14 protein-coding genes are annotated in these 13,635 nt (G+C 58.4%); 1 reads left to right on the top strand and 13 read right to left on the bottom strand.

The features are described from left to right. Positions 1-29: 29 nt before the first annotated feature. From B8746_RS01145 to B8746_RS01205, 13 genes are all read right to left on the bottom strand, one after another. Complete coding sequence (locus tag B8746_RS01145; protein ID WP_198943684.1) at positions 30-446, bottom strand: hypothetical protein; 417 nt, start codon at positions 444-446, stop codon at positions 30-32. 56 nt (positions 447-502) lie between these two features. Further along, positions 503-778: a metal-sensitive transcriptional regulator gene (locus B8746_RS01150; protein WP_034798806.1), complete on the bottom strand. Its 276-nt coding sequence runs from the start codon at positions 776-778 to the stop codon at positions 503-505. A 106-nt stretch (positions 779-884) separates the two neighbouring features. Beyond that, a complete protein-coding gene (locus B8746_RS01155) occupies positions 885-2,240 on the bottom strand; it encodes an MBL fold metallo-hydrolase (protein WP_034827466.1) in 1,356 nt (451 codons plus the stop codon). Between the two features lie 54 nt (positions 2,241-2,294). Then, on the bottom strand, positions 2,295-2,849 hold the full coding sequence (locus tag B8746_RS01160; RefSeq protein ID WP_034827488.1) for a DUF305 domain-containing protein: 555 nt from the start codon (positions 2,847-2,849) through the stop codon (positions 2,295-2,297). A gap of 78 nt (positions 2,850-2,927) precedes the next feature. Then, positions 2,928-3,377 carry an ion channel gene (locus tag B8746_RS01165; protein WP_034827464.1) on the bottom strand — a complete coding sequence of 150 codons (450 nt, stop codon included), beginning with the start codon at positions 3,375-3,377 and terminating at the stop codon, positions 2,928-2,930. After that, a complete protein-coding gene (locus tag B8746_RS01170; RefSeq protein ID WP_034827462.1) occupies positions 3,374-4,717 on the bottom strand; it encodes an APC family permease in 1,344 nt (447 codons plus the stop codon). The genes B8746_RS01165 and B8746_RS01170 overlap by 4 nt, the downstream gene beginning before the upstream one ends. Then, positions 4,714-5,214 carry a DUF411 domain-containing protein gene (locus B8746_RS01175; RefSeq protein ID WP_084391411.1) on the bottom strand — a complete coding sequence of 167 codons (501 nt, stop codon included), beginning with the start codon at positions 5,212-5,214 and terminating at the stop codon, positions 4,714-4,716. Before B8746_RS01175 ends, B8746_RS01170 begins: the two co-directional genes overlap by 4 nt. Positions 5,215-5,231: 17 nt before the next feature. After that, the gene (locus B8746_RS01180) at positions 5,232-7,457 is read right to left on the bottom strand and encodes a copper-transporting P-type ATPase (protein ID WP_084391412.1); all 2,226 of its coding nucleotides are present in this window, start codon (positions 7,455-7,457) and stop codon (positions 5,232-5,234) included. Between the two features lie 53 nt (positions 7,458-7,510). Continuing rightward, entirely contained in the window at positions 7,511-7,765 is a 255-nt protein-coding gene (locus B8746_RS01185) for a hypothetical protein (protein WP_034798659.1), read from the bottom strand. Between the two features lie 135 nt (positions 7,766-7,900). Then, positions 7,901-8,995 carry a DUF2231 domain-containing protein gene (locus B8746_RS01190; RefSeq protein WP_084391413.1) on the bottom strand — a complete coding sequence of 365 codons (1,095 nt, stop codon included), beginning with the start codon at positions 8,993-8,995 and terminating at the stop codon, positions 7,901-7,903. 9 nt (positions 8,996-9,004) lie between these two features. Then, entirely contained in the window at positions 9,005-9,808 is an 804-nt protein-coding gene (locus tag B8746_RS01195) for a copper resistance protein B (RefSeq protein WP_034813580.1), read from the bottom strand. Then, complete coding sequence (locus B8746_RS01200) at positions 9,805-11,646, bottom strand: copper resistance system multicopper oxidase (protein WP_084391414.1); 1,842 nt, start codon at positions 11,644-11,646, stop codon at positions 9,805-9,807. The genes B8746_RS01195 and B8746_RS01200 overlap by 4 nt, the downstream gene beginning before the upstream one ends. A gap of 58 nt (positions 11,647-11,704) precedes the next feature. After that, on the bottom strand, positions 11,705-12,091 hold the full coding sequence (locus B8746_RS01205; protein WP_034813575.1) for a hypothetical protein: 387 nt from the start codon (positions 12,089-12,091) through the stop codon (positions 11,705-11,707). A 126-nt stretch (positions 12,092-12,217) separates the two neighbouring features. Between B8746_RS01205 and B8746_RS01210 the strand changes: the two genes are divergently transcribed. Continuing rightward, positions 12,218-13,566, top strand: a protein-coding gene (locus B8746_RS01210) for an IS3 family transposase (protein WP_095380815.1) whose coding sequence is annotated in 2 segments (ribosomal slippage) — positions 12,218-12,551 and positions 12,551-13,566 — 1,350 coding nt in all. Because the reading frame shifts where the segments join, the coding sequence is not laid out codon by codon here. The last annotated feature ends 69 nt before the right edge of the window (positions 13,567-13,635 follow it).

Consider the following 13,635-nt stretch of genomic DNA (forward strand, 5'->3'; position numbering starts at 1 on the left):
GCTGCTGTGGCGGCCGCAGGTCATCGCTCTCAATTCAGGAAGCGCTGCTTTAGCGATATTGGCGTGTGCTGGACGATATCCAGCCGAGGTGGAGGCCCGGTCTTTAGCGTTTCGCGCTCTGGCAGGAATGCCTTTGGTGGGTTAGCGAGAACCGCAGCAAATTCTGCGTCTACATTCGCAACAGGTGCAACTGGATTGGCGTCACTGTGCGCCTGGATAAGCATGGGTGCACAGTCGTATCCCGCGGGGCAATCAGACGATGATGCCTGATCTGTATGCCCGGTGTCGGCCATGGCTTCCATCGCCATGTCATTACAGGGGTGATTGCTGCTCATTTCAGTCGGCGCGGTTTCGGAGGTCCCGACCATCAATGGACACGCCATGACCGGATGAGCCGCCATGAAGGCAGCGGCAAACAGTGTCAGGAGGCGGGTCACAAACTGCATCATTGTTCAAATACGTGAAAAGATTAAAACTTTCATTTCAACAAACTGTGAGGCCGCTACTTCTTGCGGCCACCAAGCACAGCAACAAGTTCCTCGACCTTTTCACGCCGGTCATCGACATTGCTTCCGGTCAGGGCATGATCCACACACGTTGCGATATGGTCATCCAGGATAACGGCCTCGAGGCCGACAAGCGCGGCCTTCACAGCCTGCACCTGACGAATGACATCAATACAATACCGATCGTCGGACACCATCTTCGTGATGCCGCGCACTTGTCCCTCGATGCGGGCAAGCCTTCGGGTCGCGGCCTCTTTGGTTTCAGTCTTCATGGCAAATACCCCATACAGGGTATCCATATGGGGACCTCGTGAAGCAATTTCCAGTCTCTTCATGCGTCAGAAACGAAAGGTTCAGCCCAAGATGGACTGACAGTCATCACTCAATGGCATTTCCAGCTGCGGTCCACGCCTTCATCGAGCCGATATAGACATCGACCTCGGAGAACCCCTTCCGCATGAGCTGCGAGGCGGCAATGGTGGCCCGGGCGCCGCTTCCGCACATGACGGTGACGGGCTTGTCCGGGTCGAGGTCACTGGCCGCATCAGGCAGCTTGCCGACATAAGCGTGCTTGCTGTCCTTGATATGGCCGCTCTCATATTCGTCGATGGCCCGGACATCGAGCAGGGTCCAGCCAGCCGGCGGGTTGTCTACGCGCGCGGCGACGGTTTCGGTATCGACGAAGTCGAGTGTGTCGAGCGGGCCGTTCTGGACCGCCACGGGCATGGCGCCGCTGACAAATCCGCTCACATTGTCGAAGCCGATCCGCTGAAGCGTGGTGGCCGCATCGACCGCCTGGTCGTCATCGCGCGCTACCAGCAGCACCGGTTTGTCGCCTGGCAGCAACCAGCCCGCGAAGGCGGCAAGCATGTCATCCGGGATGCAGAGCGAGCCCGTGCGGTGTCCGCCGGCAAAGTCGAATATGCCACGGACATCGAGGCAGACCGCATCGCCCGGATCGAGCAACCTGGCCGGGGAAGCGGGCAGGGGCGCCGGCGGCGCAGCTTCGGTGCCTTCCATATTGCCCTCTTCCATGCGCCGGAAGTATGGCGGGATGTAGTGGTTCTCGGCTACCTTGGCGTCGATGAAAGCCTCCCGGTCATCGATCTGCAGGCTCGGATTGTTGAGCTTTTCATGGCCGATGGAGGAAAACTCCCGGTCGGCCATGCCCGAGCCACAAACCGAACCGGCGCCATGCGCGGGATAGACGAGGCACTGGTCGCCGAGCCTCATCAGTTTCTCCAGGCTGTCATAGAGCAGGCCGGCGACTTCGCGTTTGCGGTCGGGATAGAAGTCCGTGCGCCCGACATCGCCAATGAACAGGGCATCGCCCGTGAACACGCCAACCGGGCCTTCCTCAAAGCTCTTGTCATAAAGCACGTAGGACAGGCTGTCGTCGGTGTGCCCGGGCGTTTCAAGCACCTTCAGGAGCGCGCCGCCAATCTCGAACGTGTCGCCTTCCCGCGTCTCGGCTGCATACTGGATCGGCTTTTCAGGGTTCGGCCCGTGCCAGACCTTTGCGCCAGTCTCTTCCTTCAGGACAGGGGCGCCTGAGAGCAGGTCCTCGTTCCGGTGGGTTTCGAAGACGTGCTTGATGACAGAGCCTTCCTCACGGGCGAGGTCCAGATAGATGTCGATGTCACGCCGCGGATCGATGACCGCAGCTTCGCCATCGGCGCTCAGGAAGTAGGAAAGGTGGGCAAGGCCCTGTGTCTTGATCTTTTCAAGTCTCATTCTGTTTCGCTCCTTTTCGGGATCGAATGGGTCTGACTGGACGTGGAAGGCGCGTTAGTCCTCCGCGATGGCTGCCCCGGCAGCGTCGTCTGGATTGAGCGTGCCTTCAAAGGGGGGAACGGGGCGGCTCGCCGCCTCCCTTTCCGTCGATGCCGGGCCATTCTCCGCGATGTCGGAAATCAGCCATTCCATTTCCTTGATCTCGCGGCGCTGCGCCGTGATGATCTCGTCGGCAAGCTCGCGCACACGGACATCCTCGATGCCGGCGCGTTCACTTGTCATGATGGCAATGGAGTGGTGGGGGATCATCGCTTTCATGTAGGACCGGTCGTCGACAGTGCTCTGGCTGCGCACCAGCCAGAGGGCCAGGACGAACACGACCGCAGCGCCAATGAAAATGCCGAAATTGATCCGGCTGTCCTTGTACATGTTGAGCATGAAGCTCAGCATCACGACGGCCATCGCGGCGCCCATGATGAAGGCCATGTAGAAGCGCGTTTCGCTCCAGCGAACATGCTCCCACGCATAGGTGTTGAGGTACATCAGCCCAAACATCACGATCATCGATGTGATGATCATTGCGCCAAACCGCCAATAACTGTTCTTCATATCCACTTTCAACATCCTCCTTATACAGTGGTGGGGTATTTCCACGACTAACGGAGAAGTGTGTGAACAGGTTCCGAGTTAATCCGATGCTTGAATTCCGCCTGAAGTTGGACCATCCATTTGGTTTCGCATCAGGAGGAAAATGAAGGATGCCGAGCACGAAATCAGCAGGAAACCATTGAGTGATTCCAGTCCCGCCAGGAACCGCGAATGTCCGGTTGGATAGATATCGCCCAGCCCAAGCGATGTGTAGTTGACGAGGGAGAAATAGAATATGTCCATGAACCCGTCCGCTTCGCCGCCCTTGAAACCACCCAAGTCAAAGGCATCCAGTAGCGTAAAGCTGGTTGCATAGAGCGCTGCCTCAGCGAGGTGCGCCAGGCCTGCACCTACGATACCCGAAACAACGATCGGGAGACCTGAACGCGCTTCATGGTTCAGGCGTCGGTGCAGATGCGCCAGTGCGAGATAATGCACCGTGCTTGCCAGCACAAAAGTGAGCAGTCCGATCAAGGTTGCAATGATCATGAATGGGCTTTGTGCTGGTTGTTTCCGGACTCCTCTCCGGGAGGATTGTCGCGGAGACGTTTCAGAAAGAAATGCTCGAATGAAAAGACTACAACCATGCCGAAAGCCGCGATCAGGATGATGACTGGATCGGCTTGCCACTTCAGGAGGAGGAAGGCGATCAGGACGACGGCATCGAGCGCTATCGCACAGATAAGGATTGCAGGTGCGGCGCCGACATCCTTTCTCAAATGCCGGAAGACGCCCCAATGGATGATGATATCCATGACCAGATAGAAGATTGCGCCAAGCGAAGCGATGCGACTGAGATCGAAGAAAGCCGCGAGCAATCCGGCAGCCACAACCGTATAGACGAGCGTATGACGCTGTACCGTTCCGGGCATGCCGAAATGTCTATGCGGAATCAGGTTCATGTCGGTCAGCATGGCGAGCATGCGGGAGACGGCAAACAAGCTGGCAAGCAGGCCTGAAGCTGTCGCGATGATCGCAATCGTTACTGTGAACCACAATCCATAGTTTCCAAGTGCTGGCCGGGCCGCTTCGGCGAGAGCATAGTCCTTCGCCGCAACAATCTCCGAGACAGTGAGGGTTGATCCGACAGCGAAACAGACAAGGAGATAGATGAAAGTGCAGATCGCAAGCGAGATCATGATGGCCCGCCCGACATTGCGGGTCGGTTGCTTCACCTCGTCGCCACTGTTCGTGATGGTGGTGAATCCCTTATAGGCCAGGATGGCGAGCGCGACGCCGGCCAGGAACCCACCGGCAGATGTGCTGTCAGCGAAACCGTCTGCTGCTGGCTGGAAGCTGAATCCGGCAGCCCAGATCGCAATAAGCGCGAAAATCAGTATGCCACCAATCTTGAGAATAGCCGTGACCTTCGATACGCCGCCGATCACCTGATTACCGGCAATATTTATCACGAAAGCCAGGATAATCAGTCCGATTGCCAGCAAGGGGACGAATATGCCGCCCTCGACGCCAAACAGCTGCAGCGTGTACGTACCGAACGTGCGGGCGACCAGGCTTTCATTGATGATCATCGAGAACGCCATCAGCAGGGCGGCGCTTCCGGTCACGGTAGACGGGCCGTAAGTGCGTTGGAGTATCATCGCGATGCCGCCGGCGCTAGGATACTTGTTGGAGACCTTGATATAGGAATAGGCGCTGAAGCCGCTGATGATGGCTGCCGTGAGGAAGGCGAGCGGAAACAGGTCGCCTGCAAATTCAGCGACCTGACCGGTCAGGGCAAAGATGCCGGCACCGATCATCACGCCCGTCCCCATGGCGACGGTGCCCGCCAGCGTCAGTGACCCTTGCTTGTAGTCATCCTCACTCATGGTCTTGCCTGTTCGGAGACCAATTGCGTTCCCCGATAGGAGGCATATGTCCTGGCATCCTCTCCAGAGAAGATGATGACATCATACCGATCTGGCGCGTTCGGTGTTTCCATGCCGGGAGAGCCTTGCGGCATGCCGGGCACCGAGACGCCGTTGACGTCAGGCTTTTCTTCGAGCAAGCGTCGTATTTCCCGAGCGGGAACGTGACCTTCAACGACATATCCGTCGACTTCTGCGGTATGGCAACTCATCAGTTCATCCCGAACACCAAGCCGTGACCGAATGGGTGTCAGGTCCCCTTCCTCTTTCACGATGACGTAGAAACCCTCGTCATGCAGGTGGTCCACCCAGGCGGCGCAGCAACCGCACCATGGCGTCTTGTGTACAGTGACTGTTTGCGCGTTGGCTGCGGGTGACGCGGAGAAGAGCATCACGCCCGCTATCAGGGCTGCAATCATCAGCGCACCGAGCGCGCTCATAGCAAGTGGTCTGGACATGTCTGTGCTCCGGAAAATTAGAGTTTAAGGGTTCTCAGCCGCAAGGCGTTGCCGATAACAGATACGGAGCTGAAACTCATGGCGGCCGCCGCGATCATCGGGCTCAGTAACAAGCCGAAGAAGGGATACAGAATGCCAGCGGCAACCGGCACGCCAAGCGTATTGTAGAAGAACGCGAAGAACAGGTTCTGGCGGATGTTGCGCATCGTGGCGTGGCTGAGCTCCCGGGCCTTTGCGACCCCGATCAGATCGCCTTTCACAAGCGTTACACCGGCACTCTCCATGGCCACATCGGTTCCGGTTCCCATGGCGATTCCGACATCCGCCTGAGCGAGCGCGGGCGCATCATTTATGCCGTCACCGCACATGGCCACGCGGGCACCGTTCTTCTGGAGTTCGGACACGATCCGATGCTTGTCTTCAGGCGAGACGTCGGCGTGAACCTCATCGATGCCGACCTTGTCGGCGACCGCGCGTGCTGTCGTCTCATTGTCACCTGTCAACATCACAATCTTCAACCCTTCGGCATGAAGACGTCTGATGGCTTCCGGTGTCGTCTCCTTGATCGGGTCCGCCACAGAGACAAGGCCTGCCGGTTTTCCGTCGACGGCGGCGAACATAACCGTCTGGCCTTCGGTGCGGTACTGGTCAGCGCGTGTCCCGAGGTCGTCAGACCAGCCCCCGATCCGCTGCATCATCTTTCTGTTGCCGATGGCGACGGTTTGGCCGTCGACGCTTGCCTGCGCACCTTCGCCAGTGACGGATTCAAATCCGTGCGCATCCTTGTGAGGCGCGCCCTTGCCTTTTGCGCCACGCACGATCGCGTCGGCAAGTGGGTGCTCGCTCAAACGTTCCACCGCGGCTACGAGACTAAGCAACGAGGCTTCGTCGAAGCCTTCGCCTGGCTGGACGCGTACCAGTTCGGGGCGTCCGAGCGTCAACGTCCCGGTCTTGTCGACCACGATCGTATCGACCTTCTCAAGCGTCTCCAACGATTCAGCATTCTTGATCAGGATGCCGTTGGACGCGCCCTTGCCCGTGCCGACCATGATCGACATCGGGGTTGCCAGACCTAGCGCACAGGGACATGCGATGATCAGGACGGCAACGGCATTCACGATCGCAAAAGCCATCGCCGGGTCGGGTCCGAACACGGCCCACACGACAAAGGTCAGGATTGCAATTCCAATAACAGCCGGAACGAACCAGGCAGCGACGAGATCAGCGAGCCGCTGGATTGGAGCTCGGGACCGCTGAGCGGCGGCAACCATTCGGACAATCTGGGACAAGAGCGTGTCTTCGCCCACATGTGTCGCCTTCATAACGAGCGACCCGGTTCCGTTGACCGTGCCGCCGGTCACACGGGCGCCAGCGGCTTTTTCGACGGGCAGGGGTTCGCCGGTGACCATGGACTCGTCAACCGACCCATGGCCGTCGACGACCTCGCCATCGACCGGGATCTTCTCACCTGGCCGGACCCGCAGCTTGTCGCCAGACTTTACATCCGCGAGATCGACATCCTGTTCGCTGCCATCGTCAGCAATCCTGCGCGCAGTAGCAGGGGCAAGCTCCAGCAGTGCACGAATGGCTCCTGAGGTGGCGTTGCGCGCGCGCAGTTCGAGCACCTGGCCAAGTAAAACCAGCGTAACGATGACGGCGGCCGCCTCGTAGTAGACTGCTACCGCGCCGCCATGCCCACGGAATGAATCGGGAAATATGCCGGGCGCGAATGTTGCGACCAGGGAATAAATATAGGCCACGCCGACGCCCATCGCGATCAGGGTGAACATGTTGAGGTTGCGTCGCTTCACGGATTGCCAGCCGCGCACGAAGAAAGGCCAGCCGGCCCAAACGACAACGGGAGTCGCGATCAGGGCCTGAAGCCAGACACTCCATGTCGGATCAATCCAGTGCCTGAGCGGGCTGCCGGGAATCATTTCGCCCATGACAAAGGCGAGCAGTGGCGCCGAGAAGACAAGGGCGACCCAGAAGCGCCGCGTCATGTCATCCAGTTCGCTGGTATCCTGCTCGGCCGTCACCGTTTCCGGTTCGAGCGCCATGCCGCAGATCGGGCAGCCTGTATTGGCAGTTTCGCGTACCTGCGGATGCATGGGACAGGTCCAGACGGTGCCGGCATAGCCGATCGGAACCTTGTCATAGGCATCATCGGGCTTCTCTGGAGCGGCCTGATCGTTGTGATGGCACGCATGTCCGGAATGGGCGTGAGAAGTGTCGTTGGTCATGGCTCTGACTCTTTCAGCAGGAGTGCTTCACAGGATGAGGGTATGCATCACTTTTATGCGCTGCTGTTTCGGTTGAAGAAGTTGAACAAGGGAACGAACAGAAGGGCGATGTACCAGCCATAGAGATAGCTCTCGACAAGGCCGATCAGGAAACCAGTCAGCGTTCCAAACTCAAATCCGGGCAGTAGATCCTGCCATGCTGGATGCATGTGAAGGCTGGACGGCGTCACACTCCCCCAGCCGACGCACAGCAAATAACTGACGAGCAGGAACAGAGACAGCGAGTGTCCGACGGGGATAATTTTCATTCTGACCTCCAGCGGTCCAGGCAAGAGCAAGTAGGACAGTCGTAGTATAATACCCCTAGGGGGTATATTCAATATCATCGCCGCTTGCCGGTTGCTTTTCAACTTGGCCGGCAAGCGGCAGTTTGGATTTCCTCCTTATCGCGGCGCACGGGAGGACGAGTGCGTGTGAATGACCTGCCAGGTGCCGGCGACCTTGCGGAACAGCACCGTTTGTTTCCCGATACGCTCCAGGCGTTCGCCATCGGAGCTGAACGTTCCACTGATCGCTGTGTCCGCGACAGCCCATGCAAAGTCACTTCCCTCGAATTGCACGTCTATATTCGAGAAGTCGAGTTCGAGATCCGGAATGGTATCTTTTTCGGGCTCGACATGATTTTCGACAAGGTCGAGCAGGCCAGTATTCTCGCCGCCTGACTCAAAGTACCGGGCGCCTGACCAGTCGAGAAAGTTCTGTCGGAACAGTTCGCCATCGCCGGTCTCCCAACCGGTTTCGATCGCGGCCATGATATCCAGGATCGCCTGTTCATCAGTCGAGACCGGTTTGGTGTCGTGATGGCCGTCGGAGTTGTCGTGTCCGGCGGGGACCGTGCCTGACATTTCTCGATCAGCTGCACCGTCGGTATGGTCGTGATCATGTCCATCGCCGCTCGCCGATGATCCATCCATCGTGTCGGATGGAGGCGCTCCGTGAGCGTCTTGATGATCGTCTGTTGAATTTACGGTGCCTTGGTCGCCATGACCGGCTCCGCCGCCATGATCATGATCGTGGCCTGGCCCGCTGGCTTCAGGAAGGGTCTGCACGCCAAGTCCGTACTTGTAGACAATTGTGCCTCCCCACCACGCTGTAACCGTCAAAAGACCTGCCACCGCCAGGGCACTGATCGCAAATACCGGGCCGGGCGACGAGGCCCTTCTCAGCCAGCGCCAACCGGCGAGGGCCAGTAATGCGAGGCCCGTGGGAACAGCCCAGTTGCGATGGGTTGTCATCGCTTCATGGGACGGCGCATCGTGAGCAACGCTGTAATAGGCCTGAAACCCGGCCGCGATGGTGGCCAGAACCGCCAAGGCAGCCAATGCCAGCATCCAGTCGGCGGCCGGTCGAAGGCTGTCGCGCCAGCGGCCTGCAGGTACGAGGAGGCCAGCCACATATGCCAAGGCTGCAGATGTGCCGAGGGCATAGGTAAAATGCACCAGCACGGGGTGAATATTGGGTTCTATGAAACCGCCCATTTTGTTCTCCTAATACCAGGTCCGCAGGCCCACGAGAAAGACGATATCGTCGCCTTCACCGCCTGCGGCTTTGATCATGTCGCGTGTCTCACCGAAGGCGCTTTGCCATTCGACGCCGACATAAGGCGCAAACTCCCTCCTGATTTCATAACGAAGCCGCAAGCCGGCATCGAGTGTGCTAAGTCCCGCGCCCGTTTCCCTTTCCGGTATGTCCTGCGCGGAAAGATTTGCTTCGATCCGAGGCTGCAAGATCAACCGCTGGGTCAGGAGCAACTCATATTCAGCCTCGATGCGGGCCGTTACATCGCCTTTTTCACTGAGAAAGGCGGAAGCGTCGACTTCGAACCAGTAGGGCGCCAGACCATTCAGTGCGACGACCCCATGCGCGAGACTATCCGGTTCGATGTCGTAGCGAACGCCCGCCTGAACATTCCAGAAAGGCGCAACCGCGCGGGAATAGAGCGCCTGGATCTCGGCATCATCCACGCCCTCTCCATTCAGAGAGGCGCGGCCCTCGCTCTTGAACCAGAGCTTGTTGATATCGCCCCCATACCAAGCCTGTCCGTTCCAGTACAAACTGTCGCCCTCGTCAGACATCTGAGCCTCGAGCTGGTTGAAGAGGATGTAGAAGCTCTTCTGGTCTCCGCCTTCCGCAAGAACGTCCCGGCGAGCGTCCGCCATTGCATCCTCGCCGTAGATGGCGTCGGCCTGATCCCAGGGCGGGGTTTGATTTGTGTCTTCCGCGAACGCGCTGCCGGTCGCGTAGAGCGCGAAGCCGAGGAGGAGAGGGGCTGCCAAATTCGGTTTCATCATGATTTTCCCTCCCCATGGTTCATGCCGTGATGGTCCATGGGCATATTCATCTGACCTGCCGGCATTTTTTCAGCTGGTGTCGTATCGTCTGCTGGCGGAATGACGCTGACGACCTGCATCATGCCAGCGTGCATGTGGTAAAGCAGATGGCAGTGGAACGCCCAGTCACCGACATGTTCTGCGGTGATGTCGACGCTGACCCTGTCTGCAGGCTTGACCGTTACTGTGTGCTTGCGCGGCATGTGATGACCACCGCCATTCACGAGATCGAAAAACATGCCGTGCAAATGGATCGGGTGTGGCATCATTGTATCGTTTACGAGCGTCAGGCGAACACGTTCACCCTCGTAGAACTTGATTGACTCGGTTACCTCGGAGAATTTTACACCGTCAAACGACCACATGTAGCGTTCCATGTTCGACGTCAGATGAATGACAATTTCGCGGCCAGGCGGGCGATGGTCCTCATTCATGTCGAGCGCGCGAAGCTGGTTGTAGGTGAGCGTGCGGTGGGGGACATCATCAAGCCCGAGACCGGGTTCGCCCAAGCGGCTCATCGTCATGCCTGATACTTTTGCGACACCGGGGCCGCGCTCTATATCTGCTTCAATCTTGACGGGCTGGACCGCCGGACCATGAGGATCGGGCATCATCGACATGGCACCCATGTCGTGGCCTTTCATGTCGTCCCCGGCCGTCGCGGTGTCCGGACCATGATCCATTCTCCCCATGCCTGACATGCCCGCCATGTCTCCATGGGCCATTCCCATGTCCCGCATGGTCAGCATCGGCACAGCTCGAAGCGCAGGCGCATCGACCCGCATACCGGCACGCGGGCCGAGCGTGGCGACGGCCTGGCCGGAGCGGTCGATCGATTCGGCAACAAAGGCGTAGGCGCGCGCTTCGGTCGGCGCGATGATGACATCATACGTCTCGGCCACGCCCATCTGGAACTCGTCGGTCTCAACCGGCTGGACATTCAGACCGTCGGCCTGGACCACCGTCATCGGCAAGCCCGGGAGGCGGACATTGAAGAGGGTCATGGCGGAGGCGTTGATAATGCGCAGGCGAACCCGCTCGCCCGGCTGGAAAACCATATTGAAATTATCGGCCGTCGAATGGCCATTGATCAGGTAGGTGTAGGTTTCGCCGGTCACGTCTGCGAGATCGCGCGGGCTCATTCGCATCTGCCCCCACATGCCGCCAAGTCCGGTTGGGTTCGACAGGGTCGGGCGGTTGAAATTCAGGCTCTCGGCATTCTTCTTGAGCTTGTCGAAGATCCGGTGCGGATGCGTGAAACTCCAGTCGCTGAGGACGAGCACATATTCCCGGTCATAAGCCACTGGGTCTGTACCTGCCGGATCTATGACGATCGGACCGTAATGGCCGAGTTGTTCCTGCAGACCAGAATGGGAATGATACCAGTAAGTGCCATTTTGCGGCACCTTGAATTGATAGTTGAACGTTTCGCCCGGTTTGATGCCCGGGAAGCTGACGCCCGGCACGCCGTCCATATGGAAGGGGACAAGCAGTCCGTGCCAATGGATCGAAGTGTCTTCGGCAAGCCGGTTGGTGACGTTCATTGTAACGTCATCGCCCTCGCGCAACCGCAAGAGCGGACCGGGAAGTGTGCCATTGATTCCGGTTGCCATACCGACTTTGCCGTTGAGCCTGACCGGGAACTGCCCGATTTCGAGGTCGAAGCGCGTGCCCGAAAGTGAGGGCACACCAAGGTTTCCGTTGCTGGAAGATTTTGCCCAAGCGGGCAGGAGGCTGCTTGCCCCCAAGGTTGCGCCGGTGCCGAGCACCGTCTGCAACATACGTCGTCTGTTCAACATAATCGTCTCCATGAGGTGAATTTATGCAATCGGGCTGCTAATGCAGCGACGCACGAAATCAGCTCAGGGAACGCACCTTCAATGTGACTGGCGTTTGTTGCAGCAGGTAACTTCGGACCTCAGGCCAGGGCGTGCGGACATTGACGACGCGCTTCCATGCGTGTTGCCATGAGGGTGTAGCAAGCCCGATGGGCGTCGTATCGCCTAATACGTGCTGGACCGGGTTCGCCGTCTTGTCGGCTTGGGCGACCGTTGCTGTCTGAAGCTTGCAGTGATCAGTCTCATCATCGCAGGGCGCCTCAGGCCCATCGGCGGGCGCCTGGTGAGAATGAGCGGTGAACTCGGTTGCCATGCTATTCGTCGCCGACATATCGACGGGACACGCGCAGAGCACCTGCGACAGGCTGAAAAATACCGTCACGAGAGTTGCGACAACAAAGTTCATGACTACCACTTATACCCCATAGGGGTTTAAATCAAGAAAGTGTTCCCCGTCAGCGACCATGAGACAGATCGGCCAAATTGCTTAAGGAGGATTTCTGGCACATCGTAGCCCGCCAAGGGAGCGAAGATGAGACAGAAATCCGGGCCGGAAGGATCGGCCGAAAAACATGTGAAAGAGATACGCCGTAAGACCCGGCGCAAATTCTCTGCCGAAGAGAAGATCCGCATTGTTCTGGAAGGCCTGCGCGGAGAATATTCGATTGCCGAACTGTGTCGGCGTGAGGGGATCGCCCAGGGCCTTTATTACACCTGGTCGAAGGAATTCCTCGAAGCGGGAAAGAGGCGGCTCTCCGGCGATACCGAGCGCCAGGCGACGTCCGGTGAGGTGAGCGGCTTGAAGCGCGAGATGCGGGATCTGAAGGAAGTCGTGGCCGACCTGACGCTGGAAAACCGCATTCTGAAAAAAAGCGTGATCGGGGATGGGGAGGATACCGAATGAGATACCCTGCCTCTGAGAAGCTGGAGATCATCCGGCTGGTCGAACAATCACACCAGCCGGTGAAGAAGACACTGGAACAGATCGGCGTGTCACGTCCGACCTTCTATCGCTGGTATGACCTTTACCGGCGGTTCGGTGAAGCCGGGCTTGAGGATCGGCGCAGCGGCTCCGGCCGGGTCTGGAACCGCATCCCGAACGAGGTGCGTCAGCAGGTACTGGAAATGGCCCTGGATCAACCGGAACTATCTCCCCGGGAATTGGCGGTGACGTTCACCGATGAGAAGCACTACTTCGTCTCCGAGGCCAGTGTTTACAGGCTTTTGAGGGCGCACAACCTGATCACGAGCCCGGCTTTCATCGTGATGAAAGCGGCTGATGAGTTCAGGGAGAAGACCACCGGGCCGAACCAGCTCTGGCAGACCGACTTCACCTATCTGAAAGTGATCGGCTGGGGATGGTTCTATCTCTCCACCGTGCTTGACGACTTCTCCCGCTACATCATTGCCTGGAAGCTCTGTACCGGCATGGCGACGAGCGATGTGCAGGATACGCTGAACCTGGCGCTTGAGGCTTCCGGACTCGATGAAGTAAACGTGATCCATCGCCCAAGACTACTCTCAGACAACGGACCTTCCTACATCTCTGGCGATCTGGCTGAGTATCTTGCCGACAAGGGAATGAAGCATACGCGCGGCGCGCCGTATCATCCCCAGACCCAGGGCAAGATCGAGCGCTGGCATCAGACCCTGAAAAACCGCATCCTGCTGGAAAACTACTTCCTGCCGGGAGACCTCGAAGCGCAGATCGACGCGTTCGTTGGCTACTACAACCACCAGCGCTATCACGAGAGCCTGAACAATCTCACTCCGGCAGATGTCTATACGGGCCGCGGCCAGACCATTCTGCTGGAACGTGAGAAAATCAAAAGGAGGACCATGAAACTACGGCGCTTGCAGCACGCCCAATCCGCTGCTTAACTCAACCCAGATGCGCCAGACCCTCCTTAAGTCAGGCAGCCTGAAGTCTCAAATACCTGACGACGGACA

Source organism: Henriciella pelagia, assembly GCF_002088945.1.
Lineage (GTDB): Bacteria > Pseudomonadota > Alphaproteobacteria > Caulobacterales > Hyphomonadaceae > Henriciella > Henriciella pelagia.

What these genes read in the sequence shown, in the direction of transcription:
- B8746_RS01190 (WP_084391413.1), bottom strand. Translation starts at nt 8,995, where the DNA reads ATGGGCGGTTTCATAGAACCCAATATTCACCCCGTGCTGGTGCATTTT.
- B8746_RS01200 (WP_084391414.1), bottom strand. Translation starts at nt 11,646, where the DNA reads ATGTTGAACAGACGACGTATGTTGCAGACGGTGCTCGGCACCGGCGCA.
- B8746_RS01175 (WP_084391411.1), bottom strand. Translation starts at nt 5,214, where the DNA reads ATGTCCAGACCACTTGCTATGAGCGCGCTCGGTGCGCTGATGATTGCA.
- B8746_RS01165 (WP_034827464.1), bottom strand. Translation starts at nt 3,377, where the DNA reads ATGATCATTGCAACCTTGATCGGACTGCTCACTTTTGTGCTGGCAAGC.
- B8746_RS01160 (WP_034827488.1), bottom strand. Translation starts at nt 2,849, where the DNA reads ATGAAGAACAGTTATTGGCGGTTTGGCGCAATGATCATCACATCGATG.
- B8746_RS01205 (WP_034813575.1), bottom strand. Translation starts at nt 12,091, where the DNA reads ATGAACTTTGTTGTCGCAACTCTCGTGACGGTATTTTTCAGCCTGTCG.
- B8746_RS01195 (WP_034813580.1), bottom strand. Translation starts at nt 9,808, where the DNA reads ATGATGAAACCGAATTTGGCAGCCCCTCTCCTCCTCGGCTTCGCGCTC.
- B8746_RS01155 (WP_034827466.1), bottom strand. Translation starts at nt 2,240, where the DNA reads ATGAGACTTGAAAAGATCAAGACACAGGGCCTTGCCCACCTTTCCTAC.
- B8746_RS01180 (WP_084391412.1), bottom strand. Translation starts at nt 7,457, where the DNA reads ATGACCAACGACACTTCTCACGCCCATTCCGGACATGCGTGCCATCAC.
- B8746_RS01185 (WP_034798659.1), bottom strand. Translation starts at nt 7,765, where the DNA reads ATGAAAATTATCCCCGTCGGACACTCGCTGTCTCTGTTCCTGCTCGTC.
- B8746_RS01170 (WP_034827462.1), bottom strand. Translation starts at nt 4,717, where the DNA reads ATGAGTGAGGATGACTACAAGCAAGGGTCACTGACGCTGGCGGGCACC.
- B8746_RS01145 (WP_198943684.1), bottom strand. Translation starts at nt 446, where the DNA reads ATGCAGTTTGTGACCCGCCTCCTGACACTGTTTGCCGCTGCCTTCATG.
- B8746_RS01150 (WP_034798806.1), bottom strand. Translation starts at nt 778, where the DNA reads ATGAAGACTGAAACCAAAGAGGCCGCGACCCGAAGGCTTGCCCGCATC.